The organism is Anabaena lutea FACHB-196, assembly GCF_014698305.1.
Taxonomy (GTDB): domain Bacteria; phylum Cyanobacteriota; class Cyanobacteriia; order Cyanobacteriales; family Nostocaceae; genus Anabaena; species Anabaena lutea.
This window is the reverse complement of the sequence record NZ_JACJST010000010.1, coordinates 62,122-83,423: the sequence shown is the minus strand read 5'-3', so window position 1 is coordinate 83,423 and position 21,302 is coordinate 62,122. Positions and strand designations below refer to the sequence as shown.

The 21,302-nt window shown below is 37.7% G+C and carries 16 protein-coding genes and 2 pseudogenes; 10 read left to right on the top strand and 8 right to left on the bottom strand.

Annotated features, from left to right (window positions below; translation table 11 throughout):
* Nucleotides 1-57: 57 nt before the first annotated feature.
* Together H6G59_RS12675 and H6G59_RS12670 are read left to right on the top strand one after the other, a co-directional pair.
* A complete protein-coding gene (locus H6G59_RS12675) occupies nucleotides 58-717 on the top strand; it encodes a hypothetical protein (RefSeq protein WP_190714930.1) in 660 nt (219 codons plus the stop codon).
* Between the two features lie 160 nt (nucleotides 718-877).
* The gene (locus H6G59_RS12670) at nucleotides 878-1,678 is read left to right on the top strand and encodes a hypothetical protein (RefSeq protein ID WP_190714928.1); all 801 of its coding nucleotides are present in this window, start codon (nucleotides 878-880) and stop codon (nucleotides 1,676-1,678) included.
* 164 nt (nucleotides 1,679-1,842) lie between these two features.
* Here the strand turns inward: H6G59_RS12670 and H6G59_RS12665 are convergent, their stop codons facing one another.
* The 6 genes from H6G59_RS12665 to H6G59_RS12640 form a co-directional block, all read right to left on the bottom strand.
* Nucleotides 1,843-3,495: an iron uptake porin gene (locus H6G59_RS12665; protein WP_190714926.1), complete on the bottom strand. Its 1,653-nt coding sequence runs from the start codon at nucleotides 3,493-3,495 to the stop codon at nucleotides 1,843-1,845.
* 510 nt (nucleotides 3,496-4,005) lie between these two features.
* Entirely contained in the window at nucleotides 4,006-5,004 is a 999-nt protein-coding gene (sigB, locus tag H6G59_RS12660; protein WP_190714924.1) for a sigma-70 family RNA polymerase sigma factor SigB, read from the bottom strand.
* A gap of 213 nt (nucleotides 5,005-5,217) precedes the next feature.
* Nucleotides 5,218-5,904 carry a SanA/YdcF family protein gene (locus H6G59_RS12655; protein WP_190714922.1) on the bottom strand — a complete coding sequence of 229 codons (687 nt, stop codon included), beginning with the start codon at nucleotides 5,902-5,904 and terminating at the stop codon, nucleotides 5,218-5,220.
* A 163-nt stretch (nucleotides 5,905-6,067) separates the two neighbouring features.
* Complete coding sequence (locus tag H6G59_RS12650; protein WP_190714920.1) at nucleotides 6,068-9,259, bottom strand: efflux RND transporter permease subunit; 3,192 nt, start codon at nucleotides 9,257-9,259, stop codon at nucleotides 6,068-6,070.
* Between the two features lie 301 nt (nucleotides 9,260-9,560).
* Nucleotides 9,561-11,246, bottom strand: a complete 1,686-nt coding sequence (locus H6G59_RS12645) for an efflux RND transporter periplasmic adaptor subunit (RefSeq protein ID WP_190714918.1) — start codon at nucleotides 11,244-11,246, stop codon at nucleotides 9,561-9,563.
* A gap of 873 nt (nucleotides 11,247-12,119) precedes the next feature.
* The gene (locus H6G59_RS12640) at nucleotides 12,120-12,848 is read right to left on the bottom strand and encodes a DUF305 domain-containing protein (protein WP_190715033.1); all 729 of its coding nucleotides are present in this window, start codon (nucleotides 12,846-12,848) and stop codon (nucleotides 12,120-12,122) included.
* A gap of 363 nt (nucleotides 12,849-13,211) precedes the next feature.
* On the opposite strand from H6G59_RS12640, the gene H6G59_RS12635 reads away from it, so the two are divergent.
* The 8 genes and pseudogenes from H6G59_RS12635 (at nucleotide 13,212) to H6G59_RS12600 (ending at nucleotide 19,334) form a co-directional block, all read left to right on the top strand.
* On the top strand, nucleotides 13,212-13,580 hold the full coding sequence (locus H6G59_RS12635; RefSeq protein ID WP_190714916.1) for a four-helix bundle copper-binding protein: 369 nt from the start codon (nucleotides 13,212-13,214) through the stop codon (nucleotides 13,578-13,580).
* A 277-nt stretch (nucleotides 13,581-13,857) separates the two neighbouring features.
* Nucleotides 13,858-14,466: pseudogene (locus H6G59_RS12630) on the top strand (cation transporter); the annotation flags it as partial.
* A 48-nt stretch (nucleotides 14,467-14,514) separates the two neighbouring features.
* Nucleotides 14,515-14,781, top strand: coding sequence for a hypothetical protein (locus tag H6G59_RS12625; protein ID WP_190714914.1), 267 nt, complete (start codon nucleotides 14,515-14,517; stop codon nucleotides 14,779-14,781).
* Nucleotides 14,782-14,791: 10 nt separating this feature from the next.
* Nucleotides 14,792-15,307 carry a cupredoxin domain-containing protein gene (locus tag H6G59_RS12620; protein ID WP_190714912.1) on the top strand — a complete coding sequence of 172 codons (516 nt, stop codon included), beginning with the start codon at nucleotides 14,792-14,794 and terminating at the stop codon, nucleotides 15,305-15,307.
* A 109-nt stretch (nucleotides 15,308-15,416) separates the two neighbouring features.
* A pseudogene (locus H6G59_RS12615) lies at nucleotides 15,417-15,830 on the top strand (heavy metal-responsive transcriptional regulator).
* A gap of 828 nt (nucleotides 15,831-16,658) precedes the next feature.
* Entirely contained in the window at nucleotides 16,659-17,459 is an 801-nt protein-coding gene (locus H6G59_RS12610; RefSeq protein WP_127055572.1) for a nucleotide-binding protein, read from the top strand.
* Nucleotides 17,431-18,237, top strand: a complete 807-nt coding sequence (locus H6G59_RS12605) for a hypothetical protein (RefSeq protein WP_127055571.1) — start codon at nucleotides 17,431-17,433, stop codon at nucleotides 18,235-18,237. The genes H6G59_RS12610 and H6G59_RS12605 overlap by 29 nt, the downstream gene beginning before the upstream one ends.
* Before the next feature lie 443 nt (nucleotides 18,238-18,680).
* Nucleotides 18,681-19,334, top strand: a complete 654-nt coding sequence (locus H6G59_RS12600) for a DUF6753 family protein (RefSeq protein WP_190714910.1) — start codon at nucleotides 18,681-18,683, stop codon at nucleotides 19,332-19,334.
* On the opposite strand, the gene H6G59_RS12595 is transcribed toward H6G59_RS12600, so the two are convergent.
* Entirely contained in the window at nucleotides 19,323-20,018 is a 696-nt protein-coding gene (locus H6G59_RS12595; RefSeq protein ID WP_127055569.1) for a response regulator transcription factor, read from the bottom strand. The genes H6G59_RS12600 and H6G59_RS12595 overlap by 12 nt on opposite strands.
* Nucleotides 20,019-20,569: 551 nt before the next feature.
* On the bottom strand, nucleotides 20,570-20,998 hold the full coding sequence (locus H6G59_RS12590; RefSeq protein WP_127055568.1) for a helix-turn-helix domain-containing protein: 429 nt from the start codon (nucleotides 20,996-20,998) through the stop codon (nucleotides 20,570-20,572).
* Nucleotides 20,999-21,302 lie beyond the last annotated feature (304 nt).

Genomic DNA, 21,302 nt, shown 5'->3' with positions numbered 1-21,302 from the left:
AGGCTATTTGTATAAATATCATATTTTTTGGATTAGGTTGAGCAGCAGAGGTAAGTAATGGCAAAAGCAAAACGTAGCGGGGGAAAAGGGTTTGGTAAACCACCTAAGCCACCATATCTCAATAGCTCATTAGATTTTGAAGAATTAGTTAATGGCAATCAAATTTTGTTAGTGAACATAATCACCGACGATAATAAAGGGATTGGAGATGCCTTTACATTTATAAAATATAACGATCTTGCTAAAGAGTCATCAGATTTTAGGTCAGCTATTGCCACCGCTTTTGACTCCTCATTGATTAAACTGGCGAAGCGGCGACGAAATGAAGAAGGTAAGGGTTTACTAACTCTAACTCCAAAACGTTATCGTCAAGAATGCGGACTTAGTGATAACTCTGACGGTGAAATAGTTTTTAATTGGTGGACTTTACCAGAGTTGAAAGTTGCTCAAGAACGAAGCTATATATTTGGTGGAACGCGAATTCTTGCCAGATTGACAGAACCTCTAATTATGTATTCTCAAGAAAGGTTTCCGGTTATCTATCATGCTGTTCCATATACAAGTGGAAATGACCAAGTAAATTATGTGCATCTCATGTTTACTGTTCCATTCAGTTCCAGCGAAGCAGCAGAAATTCTTAGTATCAATATAATTGAGCGTGAAACTACACCTTTAACAGAACTTTTACCTCCTATAGGAATCCGGTTTGATTATTAAAAATATACGTAGGGTGTGTTAGCGACAGCGTAACGCACCAAACCCTTGAGAACGGTGCGTTACGGATTTCATCCCAACGCACCCTACAATACCTAATCCTGTTCAAAAATCAAATAGTAATCCTATAGTTTCTAAAAAGTCATTTAAAAACAAAAACACTATGTCTAAAATCCGCATTGGCAATACTGTAGTTAAAAGTAATGAAAAATTAAGACAAATACAATCACAAGTTTTTACTAGTTATGGCTATCAAAAAGTAAACGATTTTTTGCTCAATGATAGCAGAGATTTTAGAGTTGTATTTGATATGTTATGGGAAAAATATCAAAATCAGCCCCAAAACTTTTATGATTCTACTCTAATAAAGGTACTAGAGAAATCGAAATCATTTAAAAAGTTTATATTAGCTGTTAATATAGAAACAATTTCTCAGATGAAAATCCCTTTTGATAAATTTTATATACCGTGTTTAAAACAATGTTATCAAGATTATGAAACTCATAAAGAAACGGGTGCGAGGGGTTGGGTAGTCGGTGTTATTCCTTTTCTCGGTGCTACTTACCCTGAACATCGAAAATTTTTATCAAATTTGATTGACTCTTTAGATGTTACAGAAAATATTAATTCAGGAAGAATTATCTATTTAGATAAGCATCTAGCTTTAACTTATAAACAAGATGATGCAAAAAACCAAGCATTAGGAGAACTGTTATTTGCGGCAAGACATTCTGAAGGTTTATGGTCTTTTAACCAAACAGATGTTTTTGTACCCCTAAGATCCTTACGTCAAGCTAAAACTGCTTTAGCTAATTACCACGGTAAGCCCCGAAAAGGAGAATTAGTAGGAAACGACTCTACACGTTTTTCCAGATTTTTAGACTTAGATATTAAAGATAATTATGCCTATATGTCTGGATATGAAGAATTAGTTAATTATAGAGGAAAAGGATTCCAAAAATGATAATTGGCGTTCTTGAATCAAGAATTATGTAGGTAGAGTGGGTATCCTAAAGCTTGGAAATAAAACACGTTATCAGAGTACATCAAAATATTACAAATATTACAAACTAAAAACACCTAATTAATAAGTGTTGAGTTGAGCTATGCTCAACCCAATCTTCTATTTTAGAAAGTGAAAGTTGTTCTCAATGTACCAATCACAGCATCATTGTTATTGTTAGCAGATTGACCAGGATTAGTTAACCAAATTACACCAGGAGTAATAGAAATGTTATCACTAATGCGATATCTGTAAAAGCCTTCAATGTGATAGGGTTTATCACCGTTGCTACTACCTAAATATGGTTGCGCGCCTGCAAAAATGCCTAAAAGATTGCCCTTCTTGCCAAAGTCGGGTAAAGCTACACCTAATCCATAGCTCCAAACTTCATCGTTATCGTTAGCTCCCAAGCCTGTAATATTGCTGTAGAGCGCAAATCCACTAATTGATAATTTATCACTAGGTCTGAAAGCTGCTTCAAAGCCGTAAGAATTACTTACAAATGGATTGCCACCACCGACAAAATTAGCTTGTGAAGTTCCAACTACAGCAGCACTTACCGAACCAGCATCAAATAAAGCACTATTTGCACCATGATAACCGTGAACGTAGGTTGCAGCCAAGGTCAGGCGATCGCCAACATTAACATTCAACTGTGCTAAAGCTGCATAATTACCATCGAATAAACCTGAGCCTGGACTAGGATTATTCGGTTCAGATCCTAAATAACCCAGAGTTAACGAAGGTTTAAAGGTACTACCACCACCAAATGGGACATTAACACCAATTCCTGCACCGCCACCGATGCGATAGATAGGACTTTCAGAAGCAAAGGTAGATAAAGCACCGTTACCTCCATCAAAGTCTTCAAAATAAGGGTTAACGGTGGGAACATAATCGCTTTGAATACCTCCAGTAGCAGCTACATAAACTTGAGAGTTGCCAACAGGAAAGTAATACGCTAACCAATCAATGAAAGCACTATTATTACTACCAAGAAACAAGTTAAAAGTTTGAGTACCTTCAGCAGTGCCATTGGGTAAAGATAATGGAGTAGCATTACCGGCTGCAATCCGAGTGTGTAAGGTATCTTTACCCGTAAAACTAGTTTGCAAATCTAAACGCACCCGGTTTTGGAAAACGGTATTGTTATTATCATTGTTACCAAAACTATCCGTAACCGCAAAAACAGCTTCACCTACTAGTTTTGTGGTAGTCGAAAACTGATTAGCTTCTAATTCAGAAGTGCGTGCTTCCAAGGCATCAACTCGACCCCTGAGTGTTGCTAGTTCCGCAGAAAATTCTTCTTGTAAACGCCGTAGGGTAGCTAAATCCTCTTTTGTCACTAAATCAGCTGTAGCTGTAGCAATCAATTCATTAACTCGATCCAAACAAGCATTTAAACCTGCCGCAAATTCATAACGAGTTAAGGCACGATTACCCCGGTAAGTACCGTTGGGATATCCGGCAATACAACCATATCGCTCCACTAAAGATTGCAAAGCTTGGAATGCCCAGTCCGTTGGTTGTACGTCCGAAAATTGAGAAACGGATGTCACTTGAGATAGTGAAGTTGGATTATTGGCTTCAGGATTGTATTGGTTTATTTGTGACAAAACGTTTTCGTTTTCGTCAGCGTTTGTTTGGGCAAGTAACTGCTGATGAGTTTGGGATGGCTGTTGTTGGCTGTCAGCAGCAATGGCACTAGCTGAAATAGCAAGAGTTACTCCCAAAAATACTGGGCTGAATATAAGTGTTTTCCACAATAGATTCGACATATTATTTTTCCTCACACCCTCTCGTAATGATGACGTAAATGCTAATACCAAAACGTATTATTTGCTACTTTAACGCCATTTTAATTTTATAATCAATACCTTCGCCAATTTGCAAAATATAGGGCTGAAAGCCAATAAAATCGTTACGATATCAATAGGGTTTCAGGATTTTGGCACAGGTATTGATAAGTACCACGACAGAATTAATTACATATTGGTTATTTATCAATTTTTTGCCAGTTAAGGATTTCAGCCCAGATTTTTGTGTAATTAATTTTGTCCAATTACTTAATGTATCGTGTCAATCTAGCTTAGAAGTAAGTTATTTTGCTGATAAATTCTAATTTAGTTCACTAACTTAAAAATTTGTAACTATTTATCTGGGTTTACCAGCACTTGATACTGACGCTCATCCTCACCAAATATGGCAATATTACTTACAATAGGAACAGCCAACAGGTGGTTTCTCACTTGCCAGTTGACACTACAAGCTTTCAAAATTAAGGAGCATCAGTCAGCTAGATAGCTCCGTGAGTTAAACCCATATCTTCGTAGAAGCGTGAGAGCTTGTTTTTCCAGTTGTCGCACTCGTTCTCGACAAATGCCTATCCGTTGACTAATCTGTACTAGGGTCAGTTCGCATCCACCTGCTAAACCAAAGCGCAAGATTAATACTTCCTTTTGCTGGGGAGTCAGCTTTGCTAATAGTTTGTGAACATCTTGATAGAGCAATTCTCGCTCCGTGTAGCGTTCGGGAGATATTCCATCATCCTTCAGCATATCCTGTAATTGGGTATCCTGCTCAGATCCAATTCCCATATCTAAAGAAACAGGTTGACGAGCAAACTGCAAACATTCTCGAATCTGACTGGGTTCTAGATTAAGCGCTTGGGCAATTTCAGTCACGTCGGCAGTGTGACCAAGCTTTTGAGATAACTCTCGCTGAACACGTTTAATTTTGTTGAGCTTATCAGCCATGTGAATGGGTAAACGAATGGTGCGGGATTGTTGTGCGATCGCTCGTGTAATTCCCTGACGAATCCACCAGTAAGCATAAGTAGAAAACTTGTATCCAAGAGTTGGATCAAATTTCTCTACCCCTCGTTCTAGCCCCAATGCACCTTCTTGAATTAAGTCTAGAAACTCAATATTGCGTTTCTGGTATTTTTTAGCAATAGACACCACTAACCGCAGATTAGCCTGAATCATCTTCTGCTTGGCAATTTGTCCTTGACTTAGTTGTTGCAGCAGCATATCTTCTTCCAACTGCATCTTGTCAGCCCATTCTTGCCGAGTTGGTTCACGCTGTAATTTTTCAGCTAGTTCTTCCTTGGCTATAAGCATCGCCATCATTTGCTGAACTTGTTTAGCAAAAAAAATTTCTTGTTCATGAGTTAAAAGAGGTATACGTCCAATTTTATGAAGATAGATACGGACTGCATCTGCTGTAGATGAAAGTTCGTTATTCTTGCTCTTAACTTTAGTTGGTTGGGATGCTGAATTAGACATGAATAGATTATCCTCCATTGAATAAATTAAAATCTTTATGAAATCATAAATAAACACAGATTAATCGAAATTATAAATTTCTACATTTTGAAAAATCACCTGAATTTACTAATGAAATTTTCAGCGCAAATCCAAATCTCTGAATTGTTTTTTATTAGTGCCAGTTTTGTGATGAATTTTGCATCTAACAACTGAGTAAAATTTGTAAAATACTCAATTAATAGGCTCAAAAGATCCTAAAAAAGTAGGTCGGGGACGGGTGATGTCAACTTCCCACAAAGCCTTGACATTCGCTAACATTTCCCTCACTAAATCGGGAATCATTCCTCGTAATCCATAAATTTCTATATCTGGAGTTCCTAAACCAACTGTCTTTAGTCCTAATTGACGACAGGTGTAAACAGTGCGGGGAAGATGATAATTTTGGGTAATGACAACAGCTTTATGTACACCAAAAACCTTGTGAGCGCGATAACAACTTTCATAAGTGCTAAAACCTGCATAGTCTAAGGTAATGTTCTTCATCGGTACACCCAGATCATGGGCATATTTCTGCATAGACCTGACTTCATTATAGGAAACTGTGCTGTTATCTCCTGTCATCAAGAGTTTACTAATCTTTCCTATTTTATAAAGTTTGACAGCAGCTTCTACACGGTCTGACAACATGGGTGTGGGATTCCCATTGGCAAGAATTCCTGCACCGAATACTATTGCAATCTGTTCTTTTGGAACTGATTCTGGTTGAACGTAGCGGGAGCCATTTGTCATTAAACCTATATAAGCCGTTGCTATTAAAGGTTTTGCTAATACACTAATTACTAAACCTAGCAAAATCCATCGCAGGTAACGGAACAATTTGAAATATTTTTCTCCTATACTTTTTTCAAAAAATCTCATAAAAGTGATATTGTACAGAGTATTTTATTGGATCAGCAATGCCCATTATTAGAAGTTTATGTGTACCTATTAATTACTTCTTATATTATCAGCCAGTGAATTATTTACTGGCTGTAATTTAGCAAAATTACTGTCACATCTGTGCTTAACTTAGTGATGCCAATTAATTCTCCAACACCACCCCAGCTACCTTCCCATTTTCCTCAACAACCGCACTTCGCTTAGGTAATAAAAACCTACCAAACTTCGAGTACAAAGCAGGTAAAACCAGCAAGGTTAACGCTGTAGAAGTAAATAAACCACCCAAAACCACTATCGAAAGTGGTTGTAAAACTTCCTTACCTGGACCCACTGCAATTACTAACGGTACTAATCCCAAAGCTGATGTAAAGGATGTCATCAAAATAGCATTGAGTCGTTCCATTGACCCGGTTATAATAATTTCTTGTAACGACATTCCGCTAGAAAATTTAGTAGTGTAATTGTCTACTAAAAGTAGTCCGTTGCGAGTAGCTACACCAAATAAAGTCACAAAACCTACCAAAGAAGCGACTGAAACAACGCCCCCTGTTAGTGCCACAGCAATTACACCTCCGACTAAAGCGATGGGTAAGTTAATCATAATCATTGCTGTAGAGGCAATGGATTTGACAGAAAGATACATTAATACCGTAATCACTACAAAGGAAATAGCACTAAAAATTAAAATGTTTTGTGAGGCTCTTTCTTCGGCTTCAAATTGACCGCCATACTGAATAAAATAACCAGAGGGCAATTGCACTTGTGCCTTGACTTTGTTTTTAATTTCATTGACTACCGATCGCAAATCTTTGCCTTTAGCATTAGCAGATACTACAATTAGACGGGAGACATTTTCCCTGTTAATCGTATTTGGTCCAGTGCCATAGGTAACAGTAGCCACCTTAGCTAAAGGAATTTTATTTCCCCCTTCATCTCCACTTTGGGAAGGGACATCAACTAACAAATTTTCAATTGTTTGTAAATTATTCCGGTATTCTGACTGTAACCAGACAATTAAATCAAAACTTTGTTGCTTATCCAAAACTTGCGATACTACTTTACCATTGAGCGCAGTTTCGACAAGTTCAGATAGTTGTCCAACTGTTAAACCATAACGTGATGCGGCAACACGGTCAAATTTTATTTGAATTTGTTCGATGGGAACTTGCGGTTCTAATTGTAAATCTACAAGCCCAGACACGGATGACATTGCACTTTCAACTTGTTGACCAATTTGGCGGAGTTCTTCTAAGTCTGGTCCAAATATTTTCACAGCAATTTGACTTCTTACTCCAGATAATATTTCATCAATTCTGTGAGAAATAAATCCACCAATATTTGCAGCTGCACCAGGTATTTTATTAAATTCTTCCCGCAACCATTCTACTGTTTCTTTACGCTTTTCCATTCCTTTGTCACTCAGCCCAATATCAAGATGGCCAAGATTTACGGGTGCTGCATCTGGATCACTAGGGGCGCGTCCTGCCCGTAACTGCACATATTTTAACCTGGGGTCATCTTTGAGTTTATTCTCCAGTACAAAGGCGGCACTGTTAGTAGCTTCTAAAGATGAACCTGGATAAAGAGCTAAAGTATTGACCAAAGTTGATTCTTGAAATTCTGGTAAAAAAGCCCGTCCCAAAGCTGGAAAAATCACTATTGCCGCTATCATCCCTGCCACAGCCCCAGAGATAATGATGATGGGACTGCGGATAGCAAAATTTAAACAAGGATAATAGAAATGCTTAAAAATTCGGGGTATTAATGGTTCCTTTAACGGCATTTTTCCGTGTGGAAGTAAGATTGCACACAAAGCCGGACTCAATAGTAATGATTCTAAACTGGAAACCATAACCACCACCAAATAAGTCATTCCCATTGGTCCAAAAATTCGGCCTTCTACACCTGCGAGGGCAAATATTGGAGAAAAAACGACAATAGTAATTAAAGTTGCACCGAGGAGAGATTCTCGGACTTCTTGTCCGCCTTCAAAAATGACTTCTAGTACCGGACGCGGATTGGCAGAATGTTTATTTTGGCGGAGGTTGCGATAAGTATTTTCTGCATAGACAATGGCATCATCAATTGCTGTACCGATGGCGATCGCTAATCCGCCTAAAGTCATAGTGTTTAGCCCCAAGCCTAGCCAGGATAATATTTGTAAGGAGAACACAAAAGTCAAAACAAAATCTAACAAGCAAAGTGATAGAGTCCGCCAATTCATCAAAAAAGGAATGAGGATAAGTGCGGCAATGATACTACCTTCTACCAATGCTGATCTAACATTTTCTACTGAAGCATCAATATAATCAGCTTGACGGAAGGTTGCATTTACTTTAATTTCTTTCGGTAAACCTGCTTCTAGCTCAGATATTGCTGCTTCAATAGCACGGGTAACGGAGGGAGTATCAGCTAGAGGTTGCTTATTCACCATCACTACTACAGCATCTTTGCCATTTAAGCTGCCATCGCCTATCTTAATCGCACCGCCAATTTGAATTTCGGCAACATCTCCCAAGCGCACAGGCGTTCCTTGACGGGCAACAATTACAGATTGTTTTAAATCATCCAAGGATTCAATTCGGCCAATTCCCCGAATCAGAGTTTGCTTGTCAGGGCTGATTAAAAAGCCACCAGGAGCATTGACATTTGCTCCCTGTACTGCCTCAGATACTTGCTGTAAGGATACATTAAAAGCTCTGAGTTTGTTCGGATCTACTAGTACTTGATACTGACGTACATCACCGCCATACACTAGCACTTGACTAACGCCAGGAACTGCTAAAAGGCGATTTGTAACTTGCCAATCAACGATTCGGCGTACTTCCATCAAGTCGATTTTGGATGTTGGGTTTTGGATGGACGTTTCTCCTTTGGGTCCCTCCTCTTCCACTGTGAAAGCATATTTTAATACAGTGCCGATAGGTGAACTGATAGGAGCGAGTTTTGGTGTTTCAATTCCTTCAGGTAGCTTACTTACTACTTGTTGCAGTCGTTCTTGTACTAACTGGCGGGCTTGATAGATATCTGTTCCCCAGCCAAAAACAACTCTGACTACAGAAAGTCCTGCTGAGGAGGAAGAACGAACTGCGCTGATCCCTGGTGTGCCGTTGATTGAGCTTTCAATTGGTAATGTCACCAGAGACTCTATTTCTTCAGGAGCGAGTCCGGGAGCTTCTGTTTCAATTTCGACCTGGGGAGGTGCAAAGTTGGGGAAAACATCCAACGGCATTTGCGGGATAGTATTAAATAATATGATTATTGTGGAAATAAGTGCCGCAATTACTACTAACCAGCGTCGAGAAATTACCCATTTAGCAACTGTACTAATCATTATTTATTTAGTTGTTAATTGTTGTTGGTTATTAGTTGTTAATTATTTCAAATCCACAACTTTATAAGAAAGAACTTCAAATTCCACATTATTAATTTTTTGGCGTTGCTGATAGCCTGCGTGGCGTAGCCATATTGAAGTATGAAATAAAAAATCAAGGATTTAAAACTCCTACTCTCTGCGCCACCCTGCGGGTTCCGCCTTCCCTAGGGGACGCTACGCGAAAGCGGTACTGCGTGTTAGCGTTAGCGGGGCGTAGCCCGATAAGTTCATATTTTTAATCAGCACGGCAAATTTTTTATTAGTAATTGGAATGAGTATCCTTGTCATTTTTCTCAACAGAAGTGGTGGGAGTAGAGGGGCTTGGTTGTTTGTGGTTGTCGATATAAACCTCGGTTTCATAATTAAAACCGTCACCTACTGGTACTAGACGGGAACGGTTACGACGGCTAGACCAGAAACTACCAGCTAGGAAAGCCAAAGTAGCAAGGGTCACTCCTCCTGCTCCAAATAACCACAGAGGTACTGGTAAGCTGTTAGCCTTAGTGTCCTCTGAATGTGCTTGTTCCTGTTCTTCTCCTTCTCCTTCGTTGGATTTACTACCACCCTTCAATGACTGTGCATAAAGTTGTGGCGCACGTTGGGTAACTACCGAATCTCCCTCGAATAAACCACTTTTAATCTCAATTAAATCTCCAGAGGTTTGTCCTAACTCAACTTCAACAGATTGGAAGGCATTGCCGTTTTGGACATAGACCAATTTCTTATTATTTGCATCCACTACAGCAGACTGGGGAATTGCCAAAGTAGCTGTAGATGTCTGGTCTGTTACAACTTCAAATTCGGCAAACATTCCAGGTTTAAGCTGCCCTCTAGCATTATTAACTTCGGCTTGTACTGGTACTACTCGCGTTTCTCCTTCTACCACTGAGCCAATTCGTGTAATCTTTCCTGTAAAGGTTTGATTAGGTACACTAGCAACTTTCATCCTGACCTGTTGACCTGTCCTCACTTTATCTAAATCTTTTTCATAAATATTTGCTGTAGCAAAAACCCGACTATCATCTGCGATCGTCATTAACTTACCACCTGCATCCTGAAATGATTGGCCGATAGTAACTTCTCTGTCAGTAACTTTGCCAGAAATTGGAGCAGTTACTATTATTAGTCCCTTAGCATTAGCGCGGTTTCCTAGTTGTAGCAGCCGCGTTTCATAAATAGCACTGCTGCGATTAATATTGGATTTTGCTAGTTGAACTGATACTTGAGCGCGTTTGAGTTGATTTTCAGCCTGGATAACATCGCGGTGACTATTAGCTGTGGTAAGTTTAGCTTTAGCTTCTGCAAGTTGGGTTTGAGATTCAAGGGCGTTACGACGTGCCAAAGCACCTTCAGTAGCTAACACTTGATCTTTCTCATACTTTTCTTGAGCAAATGCTACTTGGCTTTGGGCTTGGGCGATTTCGGCGGCGGCTATTCGCTGATAGCGATCGTAATTTTGTTGAGCCAGCCTCAAGTCAGCTTGAGCCTGTTGTAAATCAGCTTGACCTTGTGCTAATTTGTCCTGAGATTCCACGCGCAATGTCACTAAACCTGGACTAGTTACAACTGCGACAGGTTGACCTTTCTTTACTGATGCACCTGGTTCCACCAATAGTTCAACTACTTTTACCCCTTCAATTGGGGTGGTGACTTCTACTTTCTGGCTAGGTAAGATTTCAATTTGTCCAGTGGTTTTAATGCCGACAGCTAATCGTTGGCGTTGCACTGATTCGACTTTAACTCCCAGCAGTTTTGCGGTTTCCGCTTCAACTTCAACAGAACCAGTTGCTTTACTTCCACCACCCTGAAATGAACTTGCACCAGTATGGTCGTGTCCAGCACCAGCCAACACAGTAGTAGGAGTATTTAGTAGTAACAAACTCAACATTGTCAACGAAACATAACGCAGTGGAGCAGAACATTGAAACAAATTAGAGATTCCCATCGCTTGTTGTGTCCTAAGTTAGTGAGAAAGCAGAATCGCCTTTGGATGTTGGCATTTAATGTGCAAGTTTGGACTAAGTAGGTGAACAAAATAAAAATGAGGGGTATTACGTTTTGTAAAATGGCTGACACTAAATCAAAATATCGCATTGAGACAACTTTACATACCGTTACATACCTTTAAATTTTCCTGTTCACCTACTTAACGCTTTTTTTAGCTAGTTACATTGCTTTTGTGAGTAGTTTAAGGAGTTTTAATAGTACCCTTTTTCCAGTGTTTCATATCAACATGAAATTTGGGTGAAATTTTTAGTGGCGATTGTTATTAGGAATAACTATGATATTTAGGCTATATTCGTGTTTAGAATGTTACATTTTTCATAATTACAAAATACCTCAAAAATCTATAATACATATACGCTTTGGGATTGCTGTAGGCATACACATAGCATAAATATAAAGTTTATTTATGTATTTTAATTTTTATAGATTGAAGGAAAAATCAAGTAGACTAATTTTATCAGCTATAGCTATCAAATTTCAGCTATTAGCCTTAAATATGACGGCAAAGGAAGGCGATCAGGTATTTATATTTGGTAAAAAAGCTAGCTTTTTTAAGGGATTTTTCTACACCTCATTCTCAGTCTTTCATCTCAAAATGAAAATGAAATTGACATGAAATTGAGAATTAAGAAACTAGCTTTCTTTGACATCCAGAATTCTTAATTGCGTCGGCAAACTTTAGATCCGCTTCTAAGTAGCAATACTATTGCCAATTTTCCTAAATATGTCTGAAACCCAATAAAATCATAACGATATCAATAGGGTTTCAGGGTTTTGGCAATAGTATTGAAGTAGAAATTGAAATTTGAGACTACTGGTTATACCAAGCTTTGCGCCACTGTTTCATTTGGTTAATCTCTGTGTCTTGCGCTTTGATAATTTCTTGAGCCAAGTTTTTAATTTCAGGACGCTGAGACTTTTGCAAGGCATCTTTCGCCATAACTACAGCTGATTCATGGTGCGGAATCATTGCGTTGATAAAACGCAGGTCAAATTCTGTATCAGCTGCACCCAAGTCCATGTTCATCATCATGGCTTGCATTTGCTCAGAAGACATCTCCATGTCATGACCCATTTTGGCATCATAAGCCATTGGTTTATCTCCCGCTTTGGGATACCAGGCTGTACGCCACTGTTTCATCTGGGTAATTTCTTGGTTTTGTGCTTTGATAATTTCGTCCGCTAGCTTTTTGATTTCAGGGCGTTGCGATTTCTGCTGTGCTTCCTTGGCCATTACCGTTGCCCCTTGATGGTGCGGAATCATCGCATCTATAAACCGCAAATCATAGTTAGCATCGGCTGGTCCTAAATCCATTGCCATGCTGTGGTTCATGCCGCTACCATGATTCATCATGCCGTCATGGTTCATCGGTTGCTTATCGCTAGTATCAGTAGCAGTAGTAGGGTTTGGTGTTTGACTTTGGTTTTGGGAAGCAGTTGTAGAACAGGCTGTCAAGAAGCTGCTAGGAACAGAGGCGATCGCTACCAAAGTCAATGACAAAAAGCTATTTTTCAGAGTAGAAAGTTGCATAGGGTTCATGTAAATATTTCCTGATTGCATTTTCAAATATCCAGTTGGCTGGAGAGTCAACCCCTTGGGTTATTTATCTTTGGCTTGGGTAATAAAATTGCCCAGATAACTAGCTATTCACAAAGCGACTGTTGCACTTACTACATAATTTGACAGCCAAAAATGAAATTAGGATGAAATCAGGGTTCGTGTTAGTAGTACAGATATATAAGTGCATATCAACATGAAATCTGCATGAAATCCTCATACCTCAGTAGCTAGAAATATTTATTACCTCCTTGGTATGATGCGATCGCACCCGCAAATCTTTAAGGTGAGTCCAAAGGCAATAACGCCTTTAGTAAATCCAAAAAATTTCAAGAGGGTAAATAAATGGCTATACAAGAACTCACCTTGAGTCAAGTGAACCCACAGATGCAGCACTGTATTCAAAACTGCTTAGACTGCCACAGCATCTGTTTAAATACTGTTAGCTACTGCCTACAAAAGGGTGGTGATCACGCTGAATCTGCTCATATTCGGCTACTACTAGACTGCGCTGAAATTTGCAATACAAGTGCTAATTTCATGCTTCGAGCTTCTGACTTACATTCTCGTACCTGTGGCGTTTGTGCTGAATTGTGCCAACGGTGTGCAGATGAGTGCGATGGCATGGGTGATGATGCTCAAATGAAAGCCTGCGCTCAAATGTGCCGTCGCTGCGCGGATTCTTGTCGGCAAATGGCAATGGCAACTGCATAAGTCATTGCAATATCTGGCTGCCGTGTAGATATTATTGTCACAAAGTGGCTTGGAAATGCGGCAGTCATCTGGTTCCATTAGTATTTGCCTTTATTTCGCAGTTGGTATTGATAGCAATTTAAGCCACATATTCACCATCTACATCTCTAAGTGTAAGCATTGATAATGCTGCATCAATATGCGCTTAAAAAAATTTCAGCACGACTCTTGACTCTCCAGTGTACTAGAGCATTCAAGATGAAATTAGTTAGCGCCATTTAGTCATTGGAGTAGTCAGATGGAGAATACCACACTCAAACTGCGCGGCATGAGTTGTGCCTCTTGTGCCAACAGCATTGAAGACGCGATTAATTCTGTCCCTGGTGTCAATGAATGTATTGTAAATTTTGGGGCAGAACAGGCAACAGTTAAATATGACCCTAGAAAAACTGATTTAGCAGCCATTCAAGGAGCGGTAGATGCCGCAGGTTATTCTGCCTACCCACTGCAAGAACAAAACCTGATGGTGGGAGAAGATGATGCTGAAAAAAGACATCTTTTCAGAGAATCCCGTAATTTAATGCGAAAGGTGTTGGTAGGAGGCATTATTAGCATTGTATTGGTCATTGGTTCACTGCCAATGATGACAGGATTGCACTTACCCTTTATTCCTGTATGGCTGCACAATCCTTGGGTACAGTTGATACTCACTACGCCAGTACAGTTTTGGTGTGGTTACTCCTTTTACATCAATGCTGGGAAAGCTTTCAAACGTCACGCTGCCACAATGGATACCCTAATTGCTTTGGGTACAAGTGCAGCATATTTTTATTCGTTTTTTCCCACCTTATTTCCCAACTTTTTCATCAATCAGGGGTTAACTCCAGATGTGTATTATGTCACATCTTGCACCTACTGAATAAACCCGTAGAAAACAAATAATAAATACAAAAATATGACAGTGAATAATGAAGTAATTAAAGAATGGTTATTAATGTATCGCTGGCTCATCCTTTCTTTAACTGCTTATCTTCTCGCTCACTGGAGTTATTTGCAGACTCAGTTACCATTACCACCTGATTGGGGTCAGGCTGCACAAACTGCTCTTGAATCACTTTTTCCCAACATAGTTGTGTCTCTTATTTTACTGAGTGTTCAGCGATTAATTCCTCTCGCACGTAGTTGTGGTTTTGACATCTCTATTTCCAGGTGCAAGATGTGAGGCTAGGTAAATGTTGAGTAAAGTAATTCTTGCCAGTATAGCCAGCTTAGGATTGGCATTCAGTGTCGCTTCAGATAAAGCAGTTGCACAGATGAATCATGAAATGCGATCGCAGACAACTCAGTTCCGCCGCATTGAGCAACCATTCTGGGTAAAAGGTACCGTTACAAGGGTCGGTTTGGGGTTAATTGGACTAGAGATATGGTGGTTCCTCCTCAGTAAACCAAAATCCCAAAAAGCCGAAGCTCATGATGGTATTCAAGAAGTTGGCATTACTGTGGATGGAGGCTACGAACCTAGTCACATTCTAGTCAATGCTGGTCAAAGAGTCCGCCTTAATTTCCTACGCCGTGACCCTAGTAGTTGCCTTGAAGAAATACGGCTATCTGATTTCCATATTGCTAAAGACCTACTGCTCAACCAGGTCACATCTATTGAGTTCACACCCGATAAACCAGGTACTTATACCTTCACCTGCGGGATGAATATGTTTCGAGGAGTTGTGGAAGTCAAGTCCGTCACATAATCCAGTAGCAAATAATTAGCAAGATGATCCTGTTCTCACTTGACTCTCCAGTTAACTAGAGGGTTTAAGATAAGGTAAATACATTTATCTAGCATGAGAGCAGCTAAGTATGTTAGTCCAAGAAGCGCCAAAACTCATTGGTAATGTTGCCAAGTTTAGCGGTGTACCAATTAAAACTATTCGCTACTATGAGGAGCTAGGTTTACTCAGGTCATTAGGGAGAACCGAGGGTGGATTTAGATTATTTAACTCTGATGTTTTGGTGCGCTTAAACTTTATTAAACGCGCTTAAAGCTTAGGATTAAGCTTGTCAGAAATTAAGGAATTTTTAAATGATCATGATGCTGGGGAATTACCTTGTGAGCATATAAAAATTAAACTAGAAAATAAGATTAAAGCTATTGATGAACAAATTCAGCAATTACTTATTTTGAGACACGAATTATCAGGATTAGTTTCTGGTTGGGAAACCATACCTGAAAATCCTGAAAAAACAATTTGTCCTATTATTGAAAGAAATTAAACAATCAAGCTGTTCATTTAATTTTTTTATCAGTATATCAACGCATTAAGCTAAATTGATATACTGATTTTTTATTGAGAAAAATCAATTGATAAAGAAATTAGTTATTTTTAATTTTACCTATTGACTCTCCCGTAAGCTGGAGAAATTAAACTAATTTTAGTTGAGTAGATTAAGCGTATATCTATTCAACGATTTTTAGAAAATTAGTTATACCAATTTTTAAAATGATTGTTATAGATGTAGGTTGGATTTCGTCCCTCAACTCAACGCTTCAAAGCTTTGTGGATGTTGGGTTTCACTTTGTTCAACCCAAACTCGCTTGTTCCGCTTGCGCGAATACTATCATATCACCAAAGCAATTCAATCAATTGATTCTACAGCCACAGTGCAAGCTGATCCAAAAACAAAATTTGTGAGTATAGAAACTCAATCATCTAAAACTGAGAACCCAGTAGCTTTACGTAGCAGGATTCCAATTCCATACTCTGGGCTTTCTCCTGTTCTTGTCAGACGTTATAAACCGATACTTCATAATTAGGACAAGTCAGTTCTTACATGGATGCTACTCGAACGCCTGTGATTACAATTAAAAGTATATCAAAATGTGTATTATCTTACATCAAATAATGGTTTGTAGTTTGAAGGATGAGATGTAAGAATAGAACATAGAAAATAAATAGGATAACAAAAACAGAGTTTGATGGATTTGATGAGGATTTAAAGTAGACAAATAGTAAATCTTTTTATTTAATTATATGCTATTTGCATTTTTCTATAGCTGACTTCAATTCATGGTTTATGACTAAGAAAAGGAATAAAAAGACAATGAGTGAGAATAAGCAGGTCGAAATAGATGAACAAACAGTAGAAAATACCACTCAGAAAACAGGAAGAATAGTAATTATCACCGGAGATAAAGGAGGTGTAGGTAAATCCACATTTGCAAGAGGATTACTACATTTATATATCAACAAACAGTTAAAGTATTTGGCTTATGACTCAGATCATCGTAATGCCCAATTGTATAGACATTACGACTCAGCACAACCTGGAGTCAAGCTACTTGATATTTTCACAAGAGGTGGTGCAGATGACTTACTAATAGACTTAGAAAAAGAACTGCCTCCATTGGTATTAGTAGATTTACCTGCTCAGTCAGGTCTATTTTTTGAGAATTTTGAGAAAGACTTGGGTGTATTTGATGCTGTCAAAGGCTTAGGATACAGAGTCACAATGGTGAGTGTACTATCTAGGGTAAAAGACTCAGTGAATATATTACGAATTCTTCACAAATACTGTGGCGATCGCGTTGATTATGTAGTTGTAAAAAATCTGTTTCACGGTGAAGCTGATAAGTTTGAACGCTATGACAGTTCTGATACTCGCACTAAACTTTTAGATGCTGGTGCAGTAGAAATTAAAATGCCAGATTTGTTTTTCAAACCCTATGACTATATTGATGAAAAAAACTTGACTTTTAGTGAAGTTTTAGAAGATAAACAAGCCAACATTGTCATCAAATCTCGTGTTTCAGCTTGGTTGAAAGAATTTGAGCAAAGCGTGTTGAATGCTAATGAATTATTGGGGATAAAAGAAAATGCAGTCATCACAGATCAAGCAGCATAGCCAAAATAATCCAGGAATTATCCCCAATCCTAAACGACTGGTGATGACAGTTGGTGATGCAAGGATAGGTAAGTCAACTATAGCACGTTTGTTGATAGAGATTTATCTAGAATCAAAACTAAATCTCAGAGTTTATTACAGTGGTAATCGCAATAAGTTATATGCTTATCAGCTATTATTACCTATTGCTCAATTGCCATTAACGCAAGGTGGTGCAGACCAATTATTAATTGATTTAGAGACTTTTTCTGATGTCCAAGTAGCTTTGAGTGACTTACCAGGACAAAACTTTGAAGAGTTCCGACAATTTGCACAAGAAGTTATGCTGTGGGATGCCATTGCACAATTGGGTTATCGTATTACATTTGTGCATCCAATTTCATATCGTCGAGATTGCACAGAATATTTACAAGAACTTTTTAATTGTTATGGCGATAAAGCGGATTACATCATTATCAAAAATCTGTATTTTGGTGACGAATTTCCTTACTATGATGGTTCTGATATCCAACAGCATATCCAAGCAAGTGGAGGTGATGAATTGTATTTGGGGAGGTTATGGAGGGATAGTTATGAATTAGTAGAATCTTTGGATTCACCTTATAGTTATGCAGTACAAAATTACGAGATAGATTTTATGAATCGTTCTCGTGTGTTTAATTGGATGGAAGAATTTAGTGGGCAAATTAAGAATAATAAACATATTGAGGAATTATTGGGTTTATTGAATATTACATCCTCATTGGATTTACCCAACCAATTAATTAACGATTTCTAATTCTAAGTTTTAACAACCTACAAAAGTCAGAAATCAAAAAAAATTAGAGTTTAGAATCAACCTTCAAAGTTTTTATGAAAAAACTCTGGCTCTTCGGCACTTGTTATGCCAAATATGAGTTTATTTACCCCAGAAGCCTTATAAATAAAGGACTTTATTGTTTTTGATGCCAAATTTATGTCAAATCAACCAATGCATTAACCTACAGTCTTTATATAGCAAGGATTTTAGGATTCAATGGGCTAAATTAGCATAGTAAGTACCGAAGAGCCAAAACTCTTAAATATTAGTCAATTACTAATTTGACAACAATTATGATTCTTGATTTCTTAATCATTGCATTTTAGTAAATAACCAAAATATAAGATGTGTGGAAAATTTCAGGACAATAAAAAATTGACACATCATCTCTATAAAGAAACCTAAAAAAGGCACATGAAATTATGAACACCTCTGTAGAAGCTTCTTTAGATACAACATTAGCAGGACAATCAGATCATTTTAAACAGAAAGTTCTCGAGGTAGTGAGACGTTCTGGTATCAATCCTAAAGACCCATTGTTTTTGGTATTAAGTTCCCTGGGTAAATTTGAGGTCTTAATGGAAGACATTCCCGGTAAACTTAATACTGTAGTCGAGGGTTGGACAACAGAAATAGATGACAAACTTGATAAAGCATCAAGTGTAGCCATTGTTCAACAAAAAAGTGCGATCGCTAAAGCAGCATCAACTTTGTTGAGTAAAACCGAGCAAAAAAAATCTAGATCCGTCTTTAGTCCTTTAATAGCCACTGCCCTGGTATTATCTGGTGTGTTTGGTGTTGTTATGCTGGCTGGTAATATATTTTTTATTTGGAAAGGTAGAGAGTTAACAGAACCAGTTCGCTTGACTGGAGAAGAACAAGAAACTTTGAATTGGGCTAAGTCAAAAGACGGAGAATTTGCTCGTCAAATTATGAAATGGAACGATTTTGATTTGAGTGTTTGTCGAGCGAAAAAAGCTCAATTAAAAGGCAGATGTATGATTTGGGTTGTAAATAATGACGAGCGACAACGTTATCTAGATCAATTAAATCAAAAATCAAAATCAAGCCGTTAAACCAATTTGATTTGTTTCTGGACTATCTATCAGTCCCTCTACAATTGCTTTTGTAGCAGCTTGAGCGCGGTTTTGACAATCGAGTTTAGTTAGAATGCGATGGACATGAGACCTCACAGTACCTACACTCAAAAAAAGTTTGTTGGCAATTTGATTATTTCTATCACCAATAGCAATCATTTGCAAAATCTCTAATTCCCTAGAACTAAGCGAATATTGCCGGCACACTCGTTTTATTTTCAGACTGGGAGTAACTACTAATTGTTGAAGTTGCAAATTTTGAATTAATATTTTAGCGATCGCAGAATCTAACCAATTTCCTCCTTTGTGTGTCACATAAATAGCTTCTGCTAACTTTTCTTTAGCTATCGTCCTTGTGCAATATGAATCTGTACCTGCTGCGAAAGCTTCTCTAACAGAGTCTTCCATAGCTTGAGCATTAAAAATCACTATTTTAGTGATTGATGATACTTGTTTAATTCGTTTTACGACTTCAATACCACTATCATCTTGAAGATGCAGATTAACAAGAGCTATGTGTGGAGTATAAGTTTTTATTAGTTTGAGTCCTTCTGATGCTGTTTCAGCTTCCCCACAAATCTCGATATCATGAGCAGCCGTAAGTAACACATTGATACCATATCTACTCAACTCATGGTCATCGATAATTACTGTTTTTATCATGTTGTTCACCTACTATGTTTGCGGTTTCTTCTGATTTGGCAGTATTAATGATGATATTTAGAAATGCTAACTTATCTATTAAGTTAGATAGATGACAAATATATTAATTTAATATTTTCTTAAGATTTAGCCATAGAGTAAACTCTATGGTGTATTTAATGATTATCAGAAAGAAAAAATTTAAATAATTTCCATATCAAAATAAAGATAGAAAAACAACATCCAAAAGATTGAATTTTATTAAATTTCTCTAGGTAAGGCTAGATTAGCCCTCTATATCTTGGGTGCTATTTTTTTGAATGGCATTTATATAAAGATTAGAGAGAAATTACCTAATAAAAATCAATCTTTGTACCTTTACCTGGGCAGAACAGGATAAAATACAGCCAAGTTATTTTGGGTATTTTACAATACTGGACATACCAATATAAAACCACAACTTAGCAAATGGAACTTGACATCAAATTCCGGTTTATAAAATTTTTATACCTTTTTTATATCTTTTGGTAGTGGTACAATTAACAGCACAAGCTATAATATTAATAATTAGCTTATGCTCTTATAGCTGGTTTGCTACTTTCTGCTAAAAATTTTACACTTGTGTTGATTATATCAGCAATATCTACTGGATCTAGGGTATAAATTCGTGCCATGACTTCCTTCTTAATTTGTTCAACAGGATATTTATTGCTAGGTGTAACAGTATTTAATGAGTTTTTGTCCAAATCAAAATTTTGAAGGTAAGTAGATAGAGATATATAACCTTCTAAGTATTGTTCCAGAGTTTCACTATCACCACCACTCAATTTTGCTAAACGCAAGAAATTTTTAGAGTCAGTTTCGGGAATGGCTTTACCTTTCAACCATCTATATACAGTTGAAAAATCAACACCGATTTCTACAGATAAAGTTGTTTGAGTCCAGCCTTCTTTTAATAAATGTTCAATTAACTCGACTAATCGTTTATGACGTTTTTGCATAGTAGAAAACCTGGTTCTACCAGTTATAAAATTTACTTTTGCTTTTTCAACAAGTACAACAGTTAATTTTTATCGCACGTTTTACTTAATTGATAGGATTGGTGAAGACAAATAATGTTCTAATCAAACAGGTAACAGGTAAATCATTATAAGAACACGATATGTTTCTTTCATCCCTAACAGGTGTTGTAAGTAAATAAGCGATAAAAAATATGACAAACCTAACCCTCCGACTCCTTGAAAAGGAAGTGAAAGCTCCTTATATCACAAGATAAAGGTTTGAAGAGAGGTTTTTTATTAAATT